General features: G+C 44.9%; 23 protein-coding genes. 21 read left to right on the top strand and 2 right to left on the bottom strand.

Going from position 1 to position 22451, the window contains the following annotated elements; all coding sequences use genetic code 11:
• Together rpoE and H605_RS0106415 are read left to right on the top strand one after the other, a co-directional pair.
• A complete protein-coding gene (rpoE, locus tag H605_RS0106420) occupies positions 1-561 on the top strand; it encodes a DNA-directed RNA polymerase subunit delta (protein ID WP_037561682.1) in 561 nt (186 codons plus the stop codon).
• A gap of 171 nt (positions 562-732) precedes the next feature.
• The gene (locus H605_RS0106415; RefSeq protein ID WP_029053471.1) at positions 733-2334 is read left to right on the top strand and encodes a CTP synthase; all 1602 of its coding nucleotides are present in this window, start codon (positions 733-735) and stop codon (positions 2332-2334) included.
• A gap of 415 nt (positions 2335-2749) precedes the next feature.
• Here H605_RS0106415 and H605_RS0106410 read toward each other — a convergent pair whose 3' ends face one another.
• Complete coding sequence (locus H605_RS0106410; protein ID WP_029053470.1) at positions 2750-3277, bottom strand: DUF2529 family protein; 528 nt, start codon at positions 3275-3277, stop codon at positions 2750-2752.
• A gap of 239 nt (positions 3278-3516) precedes the next feature.
• Between H605_RS0106410 and H605_RS0106405 the strand changes: the two genes are divergently transcribed.
• The 7 genes from H605_RS0106405 (at position 3517) to rpmE (ending at position 9972) form a co-directional block, all read left to right on the top strand.
• Positions 3517-3885 carry a response regulator gene (locus H605_RS0106405; RefSeq protein ID WP_029053469.1) on the top strand — a complete coding sequence of 123 codons (369 nt, stop codon included), beginning with the start codon at positions 3517-3519 and terminating at the stop codon, positions 3883-3885.
• A gap of 98 nt (positions 3886-3983) precedes the next feature.
• Entirely contained in the window at positions 3984-4841 is an 858-nt protein-coding gene (locus H605_RS0106400; RefSeq protein ID WP_029053468.1) for a class II fructose-bisphosphate aldolase, read from the top strand.
• A gap of 95 nt (positions 4842-4936) precedes the next feature.
• Positions 4937-5584 carry a fructose-6-phosphate aldolase gene (gene fsa / locus H605_RS0106395; protein WP_029053467.1) on the top strand — a complete coding sequence of 216 codons (648 nt, stop codon included), beginning with the start codon at positions 4937-4939 and terminating at the stop codon, positions 5582-5584.
• A 20-nt stretch (positions 5585-5604) separates the two neighbouring features.
• Positions 5605-6882, top strand: a complete 1278-nt coding sequence (locus H605_RS0106390) for a UDP-N-acetylglucosamine 1-carboxyvinyltransferase (RefSeq protein ID WP_029053466.1) — start codon at positions 5605-5607, stop codon at positions 6880-6882.
• A 137-nt stretch (positions 6883-7019) separates the two neighbouring features.
• Positions 7020-7985, top strand: a complete 966-nt coding sequence (glpX, locus tag H605_RS0106385) for a class II fructose-bisphosphatase (RefSeq protein WP_029053465.1) — start codon at positions 7020-7022, stop codon at positions 7983-7985.
• 160 nt (positions 7986-8145) lie between these two features.
• Positions 8146-9426: a transcription termination factor Rho gene (gene rho, locus H605_RS0106380; RefSeq protein ID WP_029053464.1), complete on the top strand. Its 1281-nt coding sequence runs from the start codon at positions 8146-8148 to the stop codon at positions 9424-9426.
• Between the two features lie 330 nt (positions 9427-9756).
• Positions 9757-9972, top strand: coding sequence for a 50S ribosomal protein L31 (gene rpmE, locus H605_RS0106375; RefSeq protein ID WP_029053463.1), 216 nt, complete (start codon positions 9757-9759; stop codon positions 9970-9972).
• A gap of 66 nt (positions 9973-10038) precedes the next feature.
• On the opposite strand, the gene H605_RS19700 is transcribed toward rpmE, so the two are convergent.
• A complete protein-coding gene (locus tag H605_RS19700) occupies positions 10039-10332 on the bottom strand; it encodes a hypothetical protein (protein WP_155979479.1) in 294 nt (97 codons plus the stop codon).
• A 246-nt stretch (positions 10333-10578) separates the two neighbouring features.
• Between H605_RS19700 and H605_RS0106370 the strand changes: the two genes are divergently transcribed.
• The 12 genes from H605_RS0106370 to upp all read left to right on the top strand — a co-directional run bounded on the left by H605_RS0106370 (position 10579) and on the right by upp (position 22445).
• Positions 10579-11175 (top strand): thymidine kinase, encoded by a 597-nt coding sequence (locus H605_RS0106370; RefSeq protein ID WP_029053462.1) that lies wholly within the window; start codon positions 10579-10581, stop codon positions 11173-11175.
• Positions 11176-11267: 92 nt separating this feature from the next.
• The gene (gene prfA, locus H605_RS0106365) at positions 11268-12344 is read left to right on the top strand and encodes a peptide chain release factor 1 (RefSeq protein WP_029053461.1); all 1077 of its coding nucleotides are present in this window, start codon (positions 11268-11270) and stop codon (positions 12342-12344) included.
• Positions 12337-13188: a peptide chain release factor N(5)-glutamine methyltransferase gene (gene prmC / locus H605_RS0106360; protein WP_029053460.1), complete on the top strand. Its 852-nt coding sequence runs from the start codon at positions 12337-12339 to the stop codon at positions 13186-13188. Before prfA ends, prmC begins: the two co-directional genes overlap by 8 nt.
• A gap of 47 nt (positions 13189-13235) precedes the next feature.
• A complete protein-coding gene (locus H605_RS0106355) occupies positions 13236-13805 on the top strand; it encodes a stage II sporulation protein R (protein WP_029053459.1) in 570 nt (189 codons plus the stop codon).
• Between the two features lie 60 nt (positions 13806-13865).
• On the top strand, positions 13866-14897 hold the full coding sequence (locus H605_RS0106350) for an L-threonylcarbamoyladenylate synthase (protein WP_029053458.1): 1032 nt from the start codon (positions 13866-13868) through the stop codon (positions 14895-14897).
• A gap of 79 nt (positions 14898-14976) precedes the next feature.
• A complete protein-coding gene (locus tag H605_RS0106345) occupies positions 14977-15480 on the top strand; it encodes a manganese efflux pump (protein ID WP_029053457.1) in 504 nt (167 codons plus the stop codon).
• A 54-nt stretch (positions 15481-15534) separates the two neighbouring features.
• Positions 15535-15981, top strand: coding sequence for a low molecular weight protein arginine phosphatase (locus H605_RS0106340; RefSeq protein WP_029053456.1), 447 nt, complete (start codon positions 15535-15537; stop codon positions 15979-15981).
• The gene (locus H605_RS0106335; RefSeq protein WP_029053455.1) at positions 15978-17270 is read left to right on the top strand and encodes a methyl-accepting chemotaxis protein; all 1293 of its coding nucleotides are present in this window, start codon (positions 15978-15980) and stop codon (positions 17268-17270) included. Before H605_RS0106340 ends, H605_RS0106335 begins: the two co-directional genes overlap by 4 nt.
• 607 nt (positions 17271-17877) lie before the next feature.
• On the top strand, positions 17878-18318 hold the full coding sequence (gene rpiB / locus H605_RS0106330; protein WP_029053454.1) for a ribose 5-phosphate isomerase B: 441 nt from the start codon (positions 17878-17880) through the stop codon (positions 18316-18318).
• Positions 18319-18336: 18 nt separating this feature from the next.
• Positions 18337-18882 (top strand): TIGR01440 family protein, encoded by a 546-nt coding sequence (locus H605_RS0106325; RefSeq protein WP_029053453.1) that lies wholly within the window; start codon positions 18337-18339, stop codon positions 18880-18882.
• 55 nt (positions 18883-18937) lie between these two features.
• On the top strand, positions 18938-20191 hold the full coding sequence (gene glyA / locus H605_RS0106315) for a serine hydroxymethyltransferase (protein ID WP_029053452.1): 1254 nt from the start codon (positions 18938-18940) through the stop codon (positions 20189-20191).
• A 1624-nt stretch (positions 20192-21815) separates the two neighbouring features.
• Positions 21816-22445, top strand: coding sequence for a uracil phosphoribosyltransferase (gene upp / locus H605_RS0106310; protein WP_029053451.1), 630 nt, complete (start codon positions 21816-21818; stop codon positions 22443-22445).
• Positions 22446-22451: the final 6 nt, after the last annotated feature.

The raw sequence follows: 22451 nt of genomic DNA, 5'->3' as shown, positions 1-22451 counted from the left end.
ATGACAAAAGAAGAGCTGTTGGAAGAATCATTAATCAACATTACGCACCAGGTACTGACAGAACGACGTGAATCCCTCACGTTGGCGGAATTAATGGAAGAGTTCCGTAAACTTACAGGTATAAGCGAGAAAGAATTGAAGGAAAAGCTCCTTCAATTTTATACAGACCTGAACATCGATGGCAGATTCCTTGCGATCCAAGACAACCGTTGGGGCTTACGCGAATGGTATCCAGTTGATCAGATTGAAGAAGAAACAGCACCTGTCGTAAAAGTACGCAAGAAGAAAAAGAAGAAAAAAGATTACGACGAAGATGATATCGAAGAAGATGATGATGACGAAGAAGAAATCTTCGATGAAGAATACGTAGAACTCGGCGAAGAAGATGATGTAGACGACGAGGATGAGGAAGAAGAGGAAGTAGTCGAACTCGAGGAAGATTTAATCGATCCTGATGACGACCTGGAAGTTATTCCTGAAGTAGAACTCGATATCGAAGAAGATGACGAGGACGATGAAGAAGAGTACGAAGAAGACGAAGAGTACGAGGAAGAGAAATAATCGGACTTGACTTTTAGTGCCCAAAAATATAAGATTTGGATGGGCTCCTGAAAAGGACACATAAATTCGTGTATACGCGCTCCTTATTGTAGTTACGCTACAAACGGGGCGCTTTTTTGATTTTATATCGACCCTAATAGCTTGGAAAAAGAATAAATGGAGGCACTACACATGACAAAATATATTTTCATTACAGGCGGCGTCGTCTCTTCTTTAGGTAAAGGTATCAACGCAGCATCACTCGGACGTTTACTTAAGAACCGCGGTTTGAAAGTCACGAACCAAAAATTCGATCCATATATCAATATTGATCCACGCATGATGAGCCCATACCAGCACGGAGAAGTTTTCGTAACGGAAGACGGAGCGGAAACGGATCTTGACATCGGTCACTATGAGCGTTTTATAGACATCGAATGTAATCGTTACTCCAACGTAACGATGGGGAAAGTCTATGATCTAGTATTGCGCAAAGAGCGCGCTGGCGAATATAATGGTGCAACAGTTCAGGTAATCCCACATATTACCAATGAAATTAAAGAATTGATCAAACGTGCAGGTCAAACATTGAACGCAGATGTCGTAATTACAGAAATTGGTGGTAGTGTAGGGGATATCGAATCATTGCCGTATCTTGAAGCCATTCGCCAATTAAAAACGGATCTTGCGAAGGATGACGTGATGTACATTCACAACACACTCATTCCGTATTTGCATGCAGCTGGTGAAATGAAAACAAAGCCGACACAGCACAGTGTAAAGGAATTGCGTAGTCTTGGAATTCAGCCGAACATGATCGTCGTACGAAGCGAGTACCCAGTTCCGCAAGAAATGAAAGACAAGATCGCGTTATTCTGTAACATTAAGTCAGAAGAAGTTATCGAAGCACTTGATGCGGAAACTCTATACGAAGTACCTCTTCGTTTGCATGAACAAAACATGGATCAGCTAGTTGTGGATTACTTGGGTCTTGAAACACCACAGCCTGAACTTTCGGAAGTCGAAGAACTAGTGAAGTTGGTTAAGTCACTGAAAGAAACAGTGAAAATTGGTTTAGTTGGTAAGTATGTAGAATTACAAGATGCATACATTTCCGCAGTTGAAGCTATGCGTCATGCTGGATACGCGTTCGATGCAGACATCGATATTCAGTGGATTAACTCGGCAGATGTGACGTCTGAAAACGTAGCAGAACTTCTTGGAGACGTAGATGGTATTCTTGTGCCAGGTGGTTTTGGAGATCGTGCAATCGATGGGAAAATTGAAGCGATCACGTATGCGCGTGAACAGAAAATTCCATTCTTCGGTATCAGTTTAGGTTTGCAGTTAGCAGCTACTGAAATCGCGCGTAATGTCATCGGTCTGAAAACAGCTCATTCACTGGAGTTCGACACAGAGACAGAGCACCAAATTACGACATTCCATCCAGATTGCCGTACAGCACGTGAAGCAGACAGTACATTGCGTCTAGGTGCTTATCCGTGTAAAGTAGCTGAAAACACGAAGGCTTCCGCTGCATATGGCGAGGAGTTAGTGTACGAGCGTCATCGCCACCGTTATGAAATGAACTTGGCATATCGTGCGCAGTTGGAAGAGGCAGGATTTATCGTATCTGGAATTAGCCCGGACGGTCGCTTGATCGAAATTATGGAGATGAAAGACCATCCATATTTCGTGGCTTGCCAGTTCCACCCAGAATTTGCTTCCCGTCCAAATCGTCCATCTCCACTAATCCGCGACTTCATCCGTGCGGCGCTTGAACATAAAAAATAAAAAACAATGCCCACAGAAGATTTTCTTCTGTGGGCATTTTTGACTTTGAATATGAGCGGAGACTTGAAAGTAGAGTTGCTGAGTGTAAGGGGATTGAAGCTCCAGCTGGCGGACGCTTTCCCATGGGCTCGGCTTGAGCCGCTTCCTACGCTTCGCTTCGTCCAGGGTCTCAAGCTCTCGCTAATCCATCGGGAGTCGCCGCCAGCTTCCGCTTCAATCCTAGATACCAAGCGGATGTACTTGCATCACTTACTGTAAATCGTGTATAAAGTTTTGCTGTTTTTGAACAATTTTTAAGTCCGAGTGCGGATCTTATCTGGTTTCTAGTTAATCACTGATTACTAACGAAACTTCAAAGCGCAATGGAAAGTATCACCCAATCCCCACCCCAACAGCAACTCCACCCTATGCCAAGTTACAGCTCGTCGTCTTCATCCGCCAACATATCGTCAATCGACAGCTTTACTGCTTCATATACAAACAACGCAGCAAGCGCGTGGGGCTGTACGATTCTTTCGCCTGTAGGACCCGGAATGAGTCCCTTTTTCAAACCTGTCGAAATATACGTATACGCAAGAGAAGCAAGTTCGTTGTCCTCTTCTTCCTTATCCGCAGCCAACACTGCAAATGGGATGAATTGATCCGCGAGCTCGCGTGCCAGCTTAAGCGCAGCGGGATGATCTGCCTTTCGCACAAGCAACCATACGCGATCCGCCGTCGTCAGCTCCAACTCTTTAGTGTAACGAATAGCACCCTCCAACGGTTCGACACCCTCCAGTGCAGTCGCAGTAACTGCTTCCATTTCATCAAAAGCTGTCAAAACAATTCGTCCTTCGCCTACTAATGCTTGCGCCAATAAACGAGCCGTTTCTTCCATTGATTCATCTTGTCCTTCTGCAATTCTCTCCAGAAGACCTCTAATTTGTGTAGTTAATATTTTCACGAAAACCCCTCCAAAATCTCAGTATAGGTGAGAAATGAAAGAAGTGCAAAATAGTTGACGAAAAATAGAGGAGTTATCGGAATTTTCTTGAACAGTATTACATAGACAAATAAAATAGAGAGATAGAATCATACATAATTTTTCTATATACATTCTTTTATTATACAAGAATAACAAATGTAGATTACACTGTAAGTACAAAATCAAACAAGAAAAATTAGGTGATGGGAGAGATGTGGATGAAAAATTTATTAATTGTGGATGACCAACCAGGGATTCGATTATTGCTGGAGGAAATCTTCAAACCAACCGGAATAATGACAGCGCTTGCATCAAATGGAAAAGAAGCGTTAGAAATAGTTCAGAAACTTAATCCAGACTGTATTTTACTTGATATGAAGATGCCAGGCATGAATGGCGTCGAGGTATTAAGAGAAATCCGAAACCTATCGCCTGACGCAATTGTGATGATGATGACAGCGTACAGTGAAATAGAATTACTGCAAGATGCGGATAAACTTGGTATTGATCGGCACTTTACCAAACCGTTCGATATTTTCGAAGTGCGCGATAGCGTCTTAAAAAGGTTGGAGCTACTAGACGTCTGATAGTAGTAATCATTGCATGAATTTGATATGCTAATGGATGGAAATAACTATAATTACTACACATAAAAATTCGTGAAAAACTCAAGGAGGAATTTAACATGCCACTGGTCTCGATGAAGGAAATGATGATCCAAGGTAAAGAGCGAGGATATGCGATTGGTCAATATAACTTGAATAACCTGGAATATACACAGGCCATCTTACAAGCTGCCGAAGAAGAGAAGTCACCTGTTATTTTAGGCGTTTCAGAAGGCGCTGCACGCTATATGGGCGGATTCAAAACAGTCGTTATGATGGTCAAAGGATTAATGGAGGACTACGGTACTACTGTGCCGGTAGCCATTCATTTAGATCACGGTTCCAGCTTTGAGAAGTGTAAAGAAGCGATTGAAGCAGGCTTCACTTCTGTCATGATCGATGCATCTTCTAAGCCACTTGAAGAAAACATTGAAATCACGAAAAAAGTGGTGGATTTCGCGAAGCAACATAATGTATCAGTAGAAGCTGAACTTGGCGTTGTTGGTGGTCAGGAAGATGACGTCATCGCAGACGGTGTTATTTATGCAGACCCGGCTGAATGCAGAGAGCTTGTAGAAAAGACAGGTATTGACTGCCTGGCACCTGCACTTGGTTCTGTACACGGACCGTATAAAGGCGAACCGAATCTTGGATTTGAAGAAATGGAAGAAATCTCGAAACAAGGGGATATTCCACTCGTGTTGCACGGTGGTACAGGTATTCCGACGAAGGATATTCAACGTGCCATTTCACTTGGTACGTCTAAAATTAACGTCAACACAGAAAATCAGATTCAAGGTACAAAAGCTGTACGCGAAATTCTTAACGAAGATTCTGAAGTCTATGATCCACGTAAATTCCTTGGACCAATGCGCGAAGCGATCAAAGCAACGGTAATCGGAAAAATGCGTGAGTTCGGCAGTTCAAACCAAGCGTAATTACAGAATTCTGATTGAGCAAAGGAGGAGCGGAACCTGTCTCCTTCTTTGCTTTTTAGCTAAATGAATCAACCACAACTAGGAGGATATCATACATGAAATTTTTTATAGATACAGCCAATTTTGAGGAAATTAAAGAAGCGCATAGCTGGGGGATCATCTCTGGTGTCACAACCAACCCATCGCTTGTTGCAAAAGAAAATATTTCATTCCATGACCGCTTGAAAGAAATCACGGCTCTTGTACCTGGTTCTGTCAGTGCGGAAGTTATCGCTTTGGATGCAGAAGGTATGATCGAAGAAGGACGTAAACTTGCAGCCCTTGCAGAAAACATCACGGTGAAATTACCGATGACACCTGAAGGCTTGAAAGCTTGTTCTGTATTCGCAGCAGAAGGAATCAAAACGAACGTCACTCTCATTTTTAGTGCCAATCAAGCCTTGCTAGCAGCGCGTGCAGGCGCGACATACGTTTCACCATTCATCGGACGTTTGGATGATATTGGCCAAAATGGTGTCGAGTTAATCGAAACGATTTCAGATATCTTCACGATCCATGACTTGGATACACAAATTATCGCAGCTTCCATTAGACACCCACAACATATTACGGCTGCAGCACTTGCAGGAGCGCATATTGCGACAACTCCATTCAACGTACTTCAGAGTCTATTTGCACACCCGTTGACAACTAAAGGAATCGATCAGTTTTTGAAAGACTGGGAAACCAGAACGAATAAGTGATAGAACAAAAGGAGCTTGAAATGGACGTTTATAAAATCAAAGGCGGAAAACGACTGCAAGGAACGATCAGAGTGAGTGGAGCGAAGAACAGCGCAGTAGCTCTAATTCCTGCGGCTATTCTAGCAGATTCACCTGTTACTATTGCAGGTCTTCCCGAAATTTCAGATGTCTATACATTGCAGACGCTCGTCGAAGAAATCGGCGGCAAAGTGGAAATGAAAGATGGCACAATGACCATCGATCCAACTGAAATCATTTCTATGCCATTGCCTAACGGTAACGTCAAAAAACTTCGTGCATCCTACTATATGATGGGGGCGATGCTTGGCAAGTTCAAGCACGCCGTTATCGGATTACCTGGAGGTTGTCACTTGGGTCCACGCCCGATTGATCAACATATTAAGGGCTTTGAAGCACTGGGTGCCAAAGTCGAAAATGAACACGGCGCTATTTATTTGCGTGCAGATGAACTGTATGGCGCGAAAATTTATTTAGACGTCGTCAGCGTCGGTGCCACGATCAATATCATGCTTGCCGCTGTTAAAGCAAAAGGCAAAACGATTATTGAAAACGCAGCGAAAGAACCCGAAATTATTGATGTAGCGACTTTGCTTTCCAATATGGGCGCGAATATTAAAGGTGCAGGAACGAACGTCATTCGTATCGAAGGCGTAGAAACATTGCACGGTACGAAACACACTATCATTCCGGACCGTATTGAAACAGGTACCCATATGATCATGGCAGCCGCAATTGGTGATGGCGTCACAATTGATAATGTCATTCCTTTGCATGTTGAAGCGGTCACGGCGAAGCTTCGTGAAATGGGCGTGAAAGTAGAAGTCGGTGAAGAACAAATTTTCATTCCGAAAACTGAAAAACTTCATGCGGTCGATGTGAAAACTCTCGTTTATCCAGGATTTCCGACAGACTTGCAGCAACCGTTTGGTGTTTTATCGACACAGGCGGAAGGTTCATCTATTCTGACAGACACCATCTATCCAGCACGCTTTAAACAAATCGATGAGCTTCGTCGGATGAATGCGGAAGGTAGAGTAGAAGGTCGTTCTGCCATCATAACAGGGCCAACAGAATTGCAAGCGGCAACGGTTGAAGCAACAGATTTACGTGCCGGAGCTGCGTTATTGATCGCGGGATTACTAGCTAGCGGAGAAACAGAAATCCATGAAATTGAACATATTGAACGCGGCTATGGCGATATCATTAACAAATTGCAAAATCTTGGTGCCGATATCAATAAAGTAAAAGTGCTCACTCCGTCTTCAATTTCTGAGTGACGCAAATTGCCAAAACGTGTATAATAGACTCAAACGACACATCCATTACGTAGAAAGTAGCCATTGGATGCGGACGTAGGCAAATGAAAGGTAATACGCAATACGCGCCTTACCGCAAACAGGAGGAACAAAACATTATGGAACGTAGTTTATCAATGGAATTAGTGCGTGTAACAGAGGCAGCAGCCGTAGCGGCAGCTCGCTGGATGGGACGCGGTTTGAAGAACGAAGCAGACGACGCGGCAACAGAAGCAATGCGTACAGTATTCGACACAATTCCTATGGAAGGTATAGTCGTGATCGGTGAAGGTGAAATGGACGAAGCGCCTATGCTATATATCGGTGAAGAACTTGGAACAGGTCACGGACCCGCTGTAGATATCGCTGTCGATCCAGTCGAAGGTACGAATATCGTAGCGGCAGGTGGATGGAATGCACTAGCTGTTTTGGCTGTTGCAGATAAAGGCAACTTGCTAAACGCACCGGATATGTATATGGACAAAATTGCAGTAGGACCTGAAGCGGTTGGGAAAATTGATATCGACGCAAGCGTTACAGATAACTTGATGGCTGTAGCAAAAGCGAAAAATAAATCAGTATCTGACCTTGTAGCATCTGTTTTGAACCGTGAACGCCACGCAGCCATCATCGAAGAAATTCGTGAAGCGGGTGCTCGTATCAAATTGATAGAAGATGGCGACGTAGCAGCTGCTATCAATACAGCTTTCGATGACACAGGTGTGGATATTTTATTCGGTAGAGGCGGTGCTCCTGAAGGTGTAATCGCAGCAGTCGGATTGAAATGTCTCGGTGGAGAAATCCAAGGACGTCTTGTTCCTTCAAATGACGAAGAAAGAGAACGTTGCATCAAAATGGGCATCGACGTAGATAAAGTTCTAATGATGGACGATTTAGTAAAAGGAGACGACTGTATTTTCGCAGCAACAGGCGTAACAGACGGCGAATTGATGGACGGCGTACAGTTTAAAGGTACGTATTGCCGAACTCAGTCGATCGTTATGCGCTCGAAATCAGGAACAATTCGTTTCGTAGAAGGTCGCCACAGTATGAAGAAAAAACCTCTTCTCGTAATGCAAGACTAACTCCCTCAATACCCGGTGTCACAACCGGGTCTCTATTTCCTAAAACTATCTAGATCCATAATGTCCGGCTACTGAAGGAAAGGAAGTACATCGTGTACTCTCCTTTCTATTTACTATGCCAAATTTTCCATACAAAAAATGAAGAGTGGTGTACGCATAGATGACAATGATTACCCTTGCGGACCTAGAGAATATGACGCTTAAAGAGCTATACTCTCTTGCGAAGCAATTTAAAATTACCAACTATAGCAAACTGACAAAGAAAGAATTGATCTTCGCTATATTGAAATCCCGCGCCGAACAAGAAGGCTTCTTCTTCATGGAAGGCGTCCTCGAAATTATTCAATCTGAAGGATACGGATTCCTACGTCCAATTAATTACTCGTCCAGTTCAGAAGATATCTACATCTCAGCATCTCAAATCCGTCGCTTCGATTTACGTAACGGCGATAAAGTAACGGGGAAGGTTCGGCCACCAAAAGAAAACGAACGCTTCTATGGTTTACTACAAGTAGAAGCAGTCAACGGGCAAAATCCAGAAGTCGCACGCGAACGTGTTCATTTCCCGGCGTTGACACCTTTATACCCAGAACGTCAAATTCATTTAGAAACGTCAAAAAACAATGTGTCCACACGTATCATGGACCTCGTCTCTCCAGTCGGATTTGGTCAACGTGGTTTAATCGTCGCTCCTCCGAAAGCAGGGAAAACGACGTTGTTGAAAGAAATCGCCAATTCCATCACAACAAACCATCCCGAAGCGGAACTCATTGTATTGCTGATCGACGAACGTCCAGAAGAAGTAACGGACATCGAACGTTCTGTTAAAGCGGACGTAGTCAGTTCCACATTCGATGAAGTACCACAAAATCACGTCAAAGTAGCGGAACTTGTACTCGAACGCGCAATGCGTCTAGTCGAAAGTAAACGCGACGTTATCATTTTAATGGACTCCATCACACGATTGGCACGTGCATTCAACTTAGTCATCCCACCGAGTGGACGAACACTATCCGGAGGAATTGACCCGGCAGCTTTCCATCGACCAAAAAGATTCTTCGGCGCTGCACGTAACATCGAAGAAGGTGGAAGCTTAACCATCCTTGCCACCGCCCTAATAGAAACCGGCTCACGCATGGACGAAGTCATCTACGAAGAATTCAAAGGAACCGGCAACATGGAACTACACCTAGACCGCAACCTAGCCGAACGCAGAATCTTCCCAGCGCTGGACATCCGTCGCTCAGGCACACGAAAAGAAGAACTACTCATTCCAAAAGGTAACTTGGAAAAACTATGGGCCATCAGAAAAACGTTCTCAGATTCCCATGACTTCACTGAACGTTTCATGAAAAAACTGAGCCAATCCGAAAACAACGAAGAATTCTTCAACAAGCTCAATGAAGAAATGAAGGCGAAAAAAGGCAAGGGTCTAATCTGATCTATCAACTTTAACAATGCAAATTTTGTTTTACTTTTACGCTCTTAAACGAAAGTAAATGGGTGATGTTCTTACTCATGAGGTGAAGATTGTAGCGGAAATCCAACCCATAACTAATGAGCTTATGCCCAGTAAATACCCAAATCAAACAGTTGCACAACGTATCGGATTTTGCTATACTAATCAAGTACAGTTTTGCTGTACACCGCATATACGGCTGACAAACACGGGCCGTGTACGGCATCGATCGTTTTATTGACAACTGGTCAATAAAACATCCATAATTTCAAACTCTGTTCCAGATGGTTCAGGGCGAAAGGAGAGATATCGATGAAAGCAGGAATTCATCCAAATTACAAACTTGCAACAGTAGCTTGCTCATGTGGCAATACATTTGAAACAGGTTCTGTAAAAGAGGACATTCGCGTAGAAGTATGCTCAGAATGTCACCCATTCTATACTGGCCGTCAGAAATTTGCTTCAGCAGACGGACGAGTTGACCGTTTCAACAAGAAATACGGCATCAAGACAGAAGGACAAGAGTAATAAAAGCCAGATACCCGTCAGGTGCAGTCGTGCCAGACGGGTATTTTTATTAATTTACTGCGGAGTTTAGCGAGTACATAGGGCTAAAGTGTAAAGATTCAGCAGTGTTTGCTCTATTGGGGTCGCTGAGCGCTCAATCTGGGTTGCTATGCGCTCATAGTTGTGCGTAAAGCGCTCAAACTGGTCTGCTAAGCGCTCATAGTTTTGCGTTAAGCGCTCAATCTGGGCTCTTAAGCGCTCATAGTTGTGCGTTATGCGCTCAATCCGGGCTGCTAAGTGCTCATAGTTGTGCGTTAAGCGCTCAATCTGGTCTGCTAAGCGCTCATTGTTGTGAGTTAAACGCTCAATCTGGGTTGCCAAGCGCTCATAGTTGTGCGTAAAGCGCTCAAACTAAGCTGCAAAGCGCTCATAGTTGCATGTTAAGCGCTCAAACTAAGCTGCCAAGCGCTCATAGTAACACGTGAACCGCTCAATCTAGGCCATCAACCGCTCATAGCCGCACACCAAGCACTCAATCTAAACGGCAAACCGCTCAAAGTAGCATACGAAACCACTCTTATCGCACTACGCACATACATATAGCACGACATCGAAAGGAGATTGACCATGTACGTTTCAATGCAAGGCGGCTGGATGGAAGTCATCTGCGGCAGCATGTTTTCAGGTAAATCGGAGGAGCTCATTCGTCGGATTCGCCGGGCGGAATTTGCAAAACAAAAAATTGCGGTATTTAAACCGGCTATTGATGATCGGTATAGCGAGGAAGCAGTTGTCAGCCACGATGGTACGTCAACTATCGCAAACCCTATTTCCAAAGTGAGCGAAATACCAAACCTCGTATCAGATGATTTCGATGTGGTCGCCATTGATGAAGCTCAATTTTTTGACAAAGATATTATAGATGTCGCGATTGCACTCGCAGATCGCGGATTTCGCGTGATCATTGCAGGACTCGATCAAGACTTCAGAGGTGAACCGTTCGGGCCGATGCCGGAACTAATGGCGGTGGCGGAGCTGGTGACAAAACTCCAAGCGGTCTGCACCGTTTGTGGATCGCCTTCAAGCCGAACGCAACGATTGATAGATGGACAACCCGCATGTCAAGATGATCCCATCATTCTGGTTGGCGCATCCGAAGCATATGAACCACGTTGCCGTCAGCACCACGAAGTACCCGTCAGTCGTGCGCAACATGTAAAATAAACATATTTGCGTCTATCCGTAAGCAAGAAAGGATAGACGTTTCTGCTATATATTAGTATGTAACCAATAATTTCAGAAGAGGTGAACCGACTATGTTCGATAGACTGCAAGCAGTAGAAGACCGTTATGATCGACTCAATGAACTACTTAGTGACCCGGAAATCGTCAATGATCTGAATAAATTACGAAGCTATTCGAAAGAGCAATCGGATTTACAAGACACGGTCGAAGTATACCGTGAATACAAAGATGTCTACACTCAATATAAAAACGCGAAAGAAATGCAAGATGAGCCACTCGACGAAGATATGAAAGAATTAGTCAAAATGGAAATTGATGAACTGGAAGATCGTATCGAGGTTTTAGAAGAACAGTTAAAGATATTGTTGATTCCAAAAGATCCGAATGACAATAAAAGTGTCATTATGGAAATACGGGGCGCAGCGGGCGGAGACGAGGCAGCTTTATTTGCGGGTAGTCTATATCGTATGTATACACGCTACGCGGAAATGAATCATTGGAAAGTAGAAGTCATTGATTCATCACCAACCGAACTTGGTGGTTTTAAAGAAATTATTTTCATGATCGATGGCAAAGGTGCCTACTCCAAGTTGAAGTACGAAAACGGAGCGCACCGCGTGCAACGTGTACCGGAAACGGAATCAGGGGGACGAACGCATACCTCTACTGCTACAGTTGCGTGCTTGCCTGAAACAGAAGAAGTAGAAATTGAGATTCATGATAAGGATATTCGTACCGATACATTCGCTTCATCGGGACCGGGTGGACAATCCGTCAACACGACCATGTCAGCCGTACGCCTTACGCATTTGCCGACAGGTACGACGGTATCGATTCAAGACGAAAAATCTCAAATCAAAAATAAAGAAAAAGCGATGAAAGTCTTGCGTGCACGTGTCTACGATAAGTTTATGCAAGAGGCGCAAGCTGAATACGATGAAAAACGGAAAACCGCTGTTGGATCAGGAGACCGTTCCGAACGGATTCGCACATACAACTTCCCGCAAAATCGCGTGACAGATCATCGAATTGGTTTGACCATCCAAAAACTTGATCAGATTATAGAAGGGAAATTGGATGAAGTCATCGATGCATTGATTATAGAAGAACAAGCACATCGTCTAGAAAGTTTGGATCGCAATGAATGAGACCATCTATGAGTCCGTGCAACGCGCACAACAATTGCTTCAGGAACGTGGAATGGACACGCATGCCGCTGAACTGGCGATGCGTTCTGTCACGGGCATGAATCAAGCTAATTATTTAGCTAGTTTCCGTGAACAAATTTCGCCTGAAACGCATGCGAAATTCTGGGGAATCATCACAGAATTACTGACTGGTAAGCCCATTCAATATATCCTTGGCGAAGAATCTTTTTATGGCTATTCATTCGAGGTCAATGAACACGTCTTGATTCCACGTCCTGAAACAGAAGAACTCGTCCACTATGCATTGCAGCGGGCGAGTGTATTATTCGGAGACCAAGTCATTCAAGTGGCGGATATTGGAACAGGTAGCGGAGCGATTGCCATTGCATTCAAAAAAGAACGACCGAATGCTAACGTGAGGGCCACTGACTTTAGTGAGACGGCGCTTGAAGTCGCCAAACGCAATGCGCAGCGCAATAAAGTGGATGTAACCTTTATGCAAGGTGATATGGAAGAACCGTTGATTCAGCAGAAATGGGACATCATCTTATCCAATCCACCGTACATCGCGGAACATGAAAAATCGGATATGTCGCCAACTGTCTATGATTTCGAACCGCAAACTGCATTATTCGCTGAAGAAGAAGGTCTCTACTTTTATCGAAGACTGGCAGAGAACTTATCGCCTCTGATGAATCGTCCAGCGCTTATCGGTTTCGAAATCGGCTATCAGCAAGGGGCAATCGTGCAAGGATACTTGCGAAAATCCTTTCCAGAAGCGACGGTTGAAATTGTTCAAGATATCAATAAAAAAGATCGAATGATATTTTGTGAGATTCGATGAATAAAATCTCCTCCTGCGGGTCAAGATAGAGTGCAGGAGGGGATGACATGTTACAAGATTATCCGATTAACCAACAACCAACTCAAACTTCGAAACTAGTGGCGTTTATAGAATTTGTACTTATATTACTTACGATTCAAGCGGTGTTGCTTGTATTCGGTCAGCAGGCAACGACAGGTGAAGCGACGCAGTTTCGCATTCTCGCAAACTCTAATACGGTAGCGGATCAACAAGTGAAACGAGATGTTCAAGATAAACTCGCGCCACTACTCGAGCAGGCAATCAGCCAATCTACGAACACACAGCAAATCACTGAAAATCTTCAAGGGTTAGAACCCGCGATTCTGGAAATTGCTAAAGCGCAAGTAAACGGTGCGCATGTAACACTTGAGCACGGTGCGGCAGTGATTCCACCAAAACGAGTAGGGTTCTTTATTCAGCCACAAGACGTTTACGATGCGTATGTCGTGAAAATTGGCGCAGGTCGAGGCGATAACTGGTGGTGTTCATTGTTTCCTAACGTTTGTTTCCCTGAAGAAGCTACAGTGACTGAAACAGAAGAAGAAGAACCTGTTACATTCTTCATTTGGGAGTGGATAAAGTCGTTGTTTAAATGAACATATTCACACTTTTTGTGGATAAGGTTGATAAAATGTGTATAAAAAGGGGTTGAGCAAGTGGATACTACGCAAGAAATAGTGGATAACCTAGTGGATAACGACAGAATCTATGAACAAGCTGTAGATATCTTGAATTCTGGAGGGATTGTTGCCTTCCCGACTGAGACAGTTTATGGTTTAGGAGCCATTGCGACAGATGAGCAAGCAGTACAGCGGATCTTCGAAGCAAAAGGAAGACCTTCGGATAATCCGCTGATCGTACATATTGGGAACCAGTCAGACATCGAGAAATACGCAACAGATATTCCTGAAATTGCAGACGTATTAATAAAGCAATTTTGGCCAGGACCGCTGACGTTAATTATGGAGAAAAAGCCTGGAGTGATTGCAGATGTCGTTACGGCGGGACTTAGTACAGTAGCCATTCGTATGCCTGACCACCCGATTGCGTTGGCGTTACTACGTAAACTGGATCAGTCGTTAGCGGCACCGAGTGCAAATCGTAGCGGAAAGCCAAGCCCAACGGAAGCGGATCATGTCTATCACGACTTAATCGGTAGAGTTCCGCTGATTTTAGATGGCGGAGAGACAGGGGTAGGCCTGGAATCCACCATTTTGGATATCACGGTTACACCGCCTGTCATTTTGCGTCCGGGTGGCATTACGAAAGAGCAGCTGGAAGAGTTGATTGGCACCGTGGATATGGCGACGCTACCTACAGATCAAACGGCAACGCCGCGCGCGCCAGGAATGAAATATGCTCATTACGCACCTGAAGCGCCGCTATTCATTATCGAGCCGAATACGGATTCTATTGCGCATGCGCTAAATACTATTCATCAACAAAATAAACGAGTCGCGATGATCGGACCTGATGAGTTATACACAGAAAACGCGGATTGGTACTTTTCCACAGGTTCCATTAACAGTCGTGAAGCGATGGCGTCGAGTCTCTATAAAGCGATTCGCCAATGCGACAATACAGAGGCTGATATAATTCTCGCAATTGAGACCGATCATTCGGGTATCGGCGCAGCGGTTATGAATCGCCTCGATAAAGCATCAGACGGCAAGCGTTTCACCGAATAACATTTCAATAATGATGAATAGCCCCCTTTAGCGCCCGCATAAGATTAGTAGATGCGAGACTTGCGAGGGGGCTACTTTTTTGATAGAAATCATAGCGGCTATCGTGACAACGGCTGATATACTAATCGTCTATACATTACTTCAACTGCGGCGTGGTCGATTGATGATCATGCTGTGGACGACTATACTAAATGTGTTGCTGCCACTTATCGGTTTCTACGCGGGGGAATGGGTGATGATCTTTTTCACAGGTTGGGGCCATGCGCTCTCGAGTGTACTGCTTTCACTCATAGGTCTTCACATTCTCCTCTCCGACAGTGAAGATCTGTCAGTCGTCAATAAAATCTCCCCATTTTTCTTAGCACTGATCGTCAGTATAGATGCGTTCGGAGTGAGTGTGACATTCGGTATGATGCAGCTGAATAAATGGCTGTTTGTTTTGGCGTCCGGATTCTTTTCTATTATATTTTCGGCCATTGCTTTCTTGTACACAGGCCGCTTGCGTGTAATTAATAGTACATTTATTCGACGGTTAGCAGGTATTGTATTCATATGTATGGGCGTATTATCCTTATTTTTCTAAAAAACTGTTTCTTTTTTCTCATAAATCCGTTATTCTGTAAAGTAGGTGAAGAAAATGAATATTTATTTTATTTGTACAGGCAACACATGCAGAAGTCCTTTGGCAGAAGCATTAGTCAATCATGCTAAAGTGCCAGGTATGACGGCGAAATCAGCAGGTATTCATGCGATAGATGGCTTGCCGATTTCCACGAACTCAGCACGATTGCTGACGGAAGAAAACATACCTTTCACTCCATATTCTAATGAAGTCAAGACTGCTGAGATGGAGTGGGCTGATGTTGTTTTAACGATGACCGCAAACCATCGAGATATCCTGCACAGTCGTTATCCTGCAATGAAAGAAAAAGTATTTACATTAAAAGAATACGCGGGTACAATGGCGGGTCTTGATGTGCATGATCCATATGGTGGAGATTTGGAAACATACCGCACTACATTTCATGAACTGACAGACCTCATTAACTCCGTCATCCGAAAGCAAGCGGAGGGGAACTTATGAAAGAACCGAAAAAAGTAGGGCTCCGGGCGAAACTCGTCTTATTTATCGTTATTTTAGCAGTCATCACGTATACAACGAGTGCTGTATTCATTAACTGGGTACAGCCGACATTCTTCCCGAATGTACGACCATTCGTTTTTCAACTGCTTACGTACGCCATGGGCATCATGTGGTCAGGTATTTTAGCCGCCATGTTCAGCACCATTTTGACTAAGCCGTTGCAACGTTTGGAAACGGCTGCTATGAAAGTGGCGGATGGGAAAATTGGTACAGACATTCAACTGCCCAACTCCTCGGATGAAATTCATTCTGTCTCCAAAGCATTCCAGCAAGTAGTCGTTAATTTACGTAGCATTATTGAACAAATTGAATCCAACTTCCAAGCTACTGCTCAATCCGTCAATGAATTGACGAGTGAGACAAGCGCTGCGTCTGGCCAATCCGACGCCATTGCGCGCACTATTGGTGAAATTTCCGATGGCGCAGAAAACACTTCGGAGTCGATACGAGAAACAGTCAACGCAATTGAAGATATTCGTCAACTCGCGGTGGAAGTCAATAATCGCGCGGGGCAGTCTTCTGAACAATCCAAAGTGATGTTACAAGAATTACACGTAACCACAGAAGTCTTCCAATCGGTTTTAGCGGGTATTCATCAAATGAGCAATCAAAGCGAGCATTCATTGGAAACGATACAAGTACTCGATGAAAACGCACATAAAATCGGTGAAATCGTGGAACTTGTCGGCAACATCGCTGGTCAGACTAACCTACTAGCGCTTAACGCATCTATAGAAGCAGCGCGGGCAGGGGAGCATGGTAAGGGCTTCGCTGTCGTCGCGGAAGAAGTCCGTAATTTAGCGGATGAAAGTGCAAAAGCGGTCCAAATGATTTCGGGACTTGTTCAAACGATCCAATCAGACGTCAAACAAGTCGTAGCTGAAATGAAGCAACAAGTAAAAACGGCGTCCACTGAGGCCGAGCGCGCGACAAAAACGAATGGAAACGTTGAAACGATGACCGCCACTATCCAAACAATGGCACTTTATGTAGAAGAAATTAGCCAAATCGTCAGCAACCAAATGCAGACGATCGAGCGCACGGCTAAGCAATCGATGGAGGTAGCAACGATTGCAGAGCATACTTCAGCGGGAGCGGAAGAAGTTCGTGCGGCCACGGAAGAACAAGTGGCGTCTATAGATCAAACAAAAAACAAAGCATTGGAGCTGAAGGAACAATCGGAAGAGTTGTACAAAGTCATCCGAAAGTTCGACCGCACGCCAATGTAATAAGCAATAACGATTCTGAGGTGTTTTGCGCTCTGAATCGTTTTTTTATTTATTATGGGGAATGGAAAACGATTGGTTAGTAGTAAATAAGAGGCAGCATGGGGTAGTGTTTTGGCAATTTCATTTCTTTGGCTGTTTTGTACAGGGTTACTGGTTTAATTGGCTATGAGAGTGGGATGGTCATTGGCACCACCACCGCCAGCTGGCTCATGGCTGTAGGCAATCCCCCACGTGCCTGCGTGGGTCCAGAAAGCAGATACTTATTCACTTCAGTACCCAACAACCAGTCGAGCAACGACCGCAACTGCATAGTTACTCGGTCAACCGCGTTTCTCAGTAAGGTAACTTCACCACACGCCTAAGCAACTACAAAAGATGAAACTTTCCGAATAGAATGCTTAATCTACATCGAGCAATGCCCAGAACATGACTTCCTAGACCTCAAACACGTACAATGATTTCGTTTTATTCATATAATATTCGTCTTTATGACAAAACTTCAACGTTTCAAAATGTAAAATTCAAAAATAGTACAGTAAAACCGATGATTTTTTTATAGAACAATGATAGAATAAGCGATAAGTAAAAATAGAAATGAGGGTGCGCAGTGAAAGTTGCAATTTCTTCAGACCACGGAGGCAACAACCTCCGAAAAGAGATCACCAATCTATTAACCGAACTCGACATTGAATATATCGACTACGGACCGGATGCCGACACTTCCGTCGACTATCCTGACTATGCAGAACCAGTAGCGAACGACGTCGTGGCGGGGAAAGTAGACCGCGGAATCTTGATTTGCGGCACAGGAATCGGCATGTCCATTTCCGCCAATAAAATCAAAGGTATCCGTTGCGCGCTCGTTCATGATGTATTCAGCGCGAAAGCAACACGCGGCCATAACGATTCCAACATTTTAGCAATGGGGGAACGCGTGATTGGACCAGGGCTAGCACGAGAAATCGTTAGCGCTTGGCTTGAAACAGAATTTGAAGGCGGCCGTCACGAGCGTCGTATAAATAAAATGATGGAACTTGAAAAGAACTAAAGGAAGCAGGTGGAACAAGTGGATGCCATTCAATTATGGAAACTGCAGCTAGAACAAGCATTGACCGAATTTGCCGAACAAGCACCACCTGCCGAAGAGACAATTTTCGTCGTCGGCTGTTCTACTTCTGAAGTAGCTGGTGCCCGTATCGGTACGAACGGTGCACTTGAAATAGGAGAAGCACTATTCGCACCGCTTCAAGCGTTTGCGGATCAATACCATGTACATTTAGCTTTCCAAGGCTGTGAGCACATCAATCGTGCGATCACATTGGAACGCAAGACGGCACAGCAATTTCATTTGGAACCTGTATCCGTCGTACCCGTTTTTAAGGCGGGTGGCTCGATGTCTACTTATGCGTACAAACAATTCAGTGATCCCGTCGTAGTGGAATCGGTGCAAGCACATGCGGGTATCGACATCGGACAAACTTTAATTGGCATGCAAATGAAGCCGGTAGTAGTACCGATCCGTACATCCATTAATAAAATCGGTGAAGCTGTAATCACACTTGCGACAACTCGTCCAAAATTAATTGGCGGAAGTCGTGCGAAATACGAATAAACCGTGTACAATACAAGAAAATATAAAACTATCAGAAAAAAGGGGATACAATCCAATGGACTTAAGCAATGTACAACGCGAAGATGCAGCAGTATATGAAGCAATCATGGCGGAAAAGAACCGTCAAAACTCGAACATCGAATTAATCGCATCTGAAAACTTCGTAACAGAAGCAGTAATGGAAGCACAAGGGTCATACTTGACGAATAAATATGCTGAAGGATATCCAGGCAAGCGTTACTATGGTGGATGTGAGCATGTAGACGTAGTCGAAAACATCGCACGCGATCGCGTAAAAGAAATCTTCGGCGCAGCATATGCAAACGTACAGCCACACTCTGGTGCACAAGCAAACATGGCTGTTTATTTCACGGCACTTGAGCCAGGCGACACAGTTCTTGGGATGAACCTTTCTCACGGCGGTCACTTAACACACGGTTCACCAGTTAACTTCTCCGGAAAGCTTTATAATTTCGTAGATTACGGTGTGACAAAAGAAGAAGAAGTCATCGACTATGAAGACGTTCGTCAAAAAGCGCTTGAGCACAAGCCGAAAATGATCGTTGCGGGTGCAAGTGCATACCCACGTGCAATCGACTTCGCGAAATTCCGTGAAATTGCTGATGAAGTTGGCGCATACTTGATGGTAGATATGGCACACATTGCGGGTCTAGTCGCAGTAGGCGAACATCAAAACCCAGTTCCACACGCACACTTCGTGACATCCACAACGCATAAAACATTGCGTGGACCACGTGGCGGTATCATTCTATTAAATGAAGAAACAGCTGAAGAATTCGGCAAGAAAATCGACAAAACGGTATTCCCAGGCGTCCAAGGTGGTCCTTTAATGCACGTAATCGCTGCAAAAGCGGTAGCGTTCAAAGAAGTATTGGATCCTTCATTTAAAGAATATGCACAACAAGTGAAGAAAAACGCTGTAGCATTGGCTGAAAAACTACAATCAGAAGGTATCGACGTTGTATCTGGCGGCACTGACAACCACATCGTACTTGTGAAACTGAAATCACTTGAACTAACAGGTAAAGTAGCAGAGCACGTACTGGACGAAATTGGTATCACAGTGAATAAAAACACAGTACCATTCGACACAGAAGGACCATTCATCACGTCTGGTATCCGTATCGGTACACCGGCTGTTACAACTCGTGGTTTCGTAGAAAAAGACATGGTAGAAGTGGGACGTATCATCGCAACATTGTTGAAAAACCACGAAGACCCAACAGCAAAAGAAGAAGCACGCAAAGCCGTTACAGCTCTAACAGATCAGCATCCTCTATATAAGTAAAAAACTAGCGCCTGACCTTGTGTCGGGCGTTTTTTTTATGTGGTGGGTGGGGGGGTTATGAGCGGTTGGGTTGGTTCATTGAGCGCTGGTGGGTCGGCATTGAGCGGATAACGGGGATGATTGAGCGCTTGAGGCTCCACATAGAGCGTTCATGGAGTTGTATAGAGCGGATAGCACGTGACATAGAGCGGGTAAGTTAGCACATAGAGCACTCTCGGACGAACATAGAGCGAGATGGCGTGGGCGATAGCGTGTTTTAGATAACACACTAAGCCCTCGCGGATCGGCTTAGAGCGTGACAGCGCGGGGGATTGAGCGGATAACGGGGATGATTGAGCGCTTGAGGCTCCACATAGAGCGTTCGCGGAGTTGTATAGAGCGGATAGCACGTGACATAGTGAGGTTAAGCTAGCACATAGAGCACTCGGGGACGAACATAGAGCGAGATGGCGCGGGCGATAGCGTGTTTTGGATAACACACTAAGCCCTCGCGGATCGGCTTAGAGCGTGACAGCGCGAGCGATAGAGCGGATAACTGGGTCGATTGAGCGCTTGAAGCTCCTGATAGAGCGTTCATGGGGTTGTATAGAGCGGATAGCACGTGACATAGAGCGGTTAAGCTAGCACATAGAGCACTCTCGGACGAACATAGAGCGAGATGGCGCGGGCGATAGCGTGTTTTGGATAACACACTAAGCCCTCGCGGATCGGCTTAGAGCGTGACAGCGCGAGCGATAGAGCGGATAACTGGGTCGATTGAGCGCTTGAAGCTCCTGATAGAGCGTTCATGGGGTTGTATAGAGCGGATAGCACGTGACATAGAGCGGTTAAGCTAGCACATAGAGCACTCTCGGACGAACATAGAGCGAGATGGCGCGGGCGATAGCGTGTTTTGGATAACACACTAAGACCTCGCGGATCGGCTTAGAGCGTGACAGTGCGGGCGATAGAGCGGAAAACCGGGGTGATTGAGCGCTTGAGGCTCCACATAGAGCGCACGCGGATTTGTATAGAGCGGATAGCACGCAACATAGAGCGGGTAAGTTAGCACATAGAGCACTCGCGGACGAACATAGAGCGAGATGGCGCGGGCGATAGAGTGTTTTAGACAACACACTAAGCTCTCGCGCATCGGCTTAGGGCATGATAGTGCGAGCGATAGAGCGGATAACTGGGTCGATTGAGCGCTTGAGGCTTCACATTGAGCGTTTGTGGAGTTGTATAGAGCGGATAGCACGTGACATAGAGCGGGTAAGTTAGCACATAGAGCACTCGCGGACGAACATAGAGCGAGATGGCGCGGGCGATAGAGTGTTTTAGACAACACACTAAGCTCTCGCGCATCGGCTTAGAGCATGATAGTGCGAGCGATAGAGCGGATAACTGGGTCGATTGAGCGCTTGAGGCTCCTGATAGAGCGTTCATGGGGTTGTATAGAGCGGTCCAACGTAAAGATAGAGCGAATAACCCCGCCCATAGAGCGCTCCTCAAAGAAGTATGAGTATTCACGGAAGTTAATGTCTTTCACGCAATTTTTTCATTATGACAAATCACACATGTTCACTGCGCCTCGCGCACGATTTCTGTTATAATGTACAAGATATTCCGAAAAGGAGCGATACCAATGGGAAAAGTACATGTATTTGATCATCCATTAATTCAGCACAAACTGACGTTTATACGAAAGGTCGATACAGGAACGAAAGAATTTCGCGAGCTTGTGAACGAATTAGCTACACTTATGGCGTTCGAAATCACACGTGATCTTCCAACGCAAGAAATTACGATCCAGACACCAGTCTGTGAAGCAAAATCACATATTTTGGCAGGGAAAAAATTAGGGATTGTTCCGATCTTACGTGCGGGAATTGGCATGGTAGATGGAATTATCGATTTAATTCCAGCTGCGAAAGTGGGACATGTGGGATTATTCCGCGACCCAGAAACATTAAAGCCCGTTGAATACTTTGTGAAGTTACCTTCTGATGTGGCTGAGCGTGAATTCATCGTAGTGGATCCGATGCTTGCGACAGGCGGAACAGCAGTCGAAGCTATCAATTCCATGAAAAAGCGTGGCGCGGTTAATATTAAATTTATGTGCCTAGTTGCTGCTCCTGAAGGCGTCGAAGTTCTGACAGAAGCACATCCAGACGTTGACGTGTATATCGCGGCGCTAGACGAAAAGTTGGATGAACACGGCTATATCGTCCCTGGACTAGGTGACGCGGGTGACCGTTTATTCGGCACGAAATAATGGAGG

Source organism: Sporosarcina ureae DSM 2281, assembly GCF_000425545.1.
GTDB classification, from domain to species: Bacteria; Bacillota; Bacilli; order Bacillales_A; family Planococcaceae; genus Sporosarcina; species Sporosarcina ureae.
Note: the sequence above shows the minus strand (reverse complement) of the source record. Positions and strands in the feature narration are given on the sequence as shown.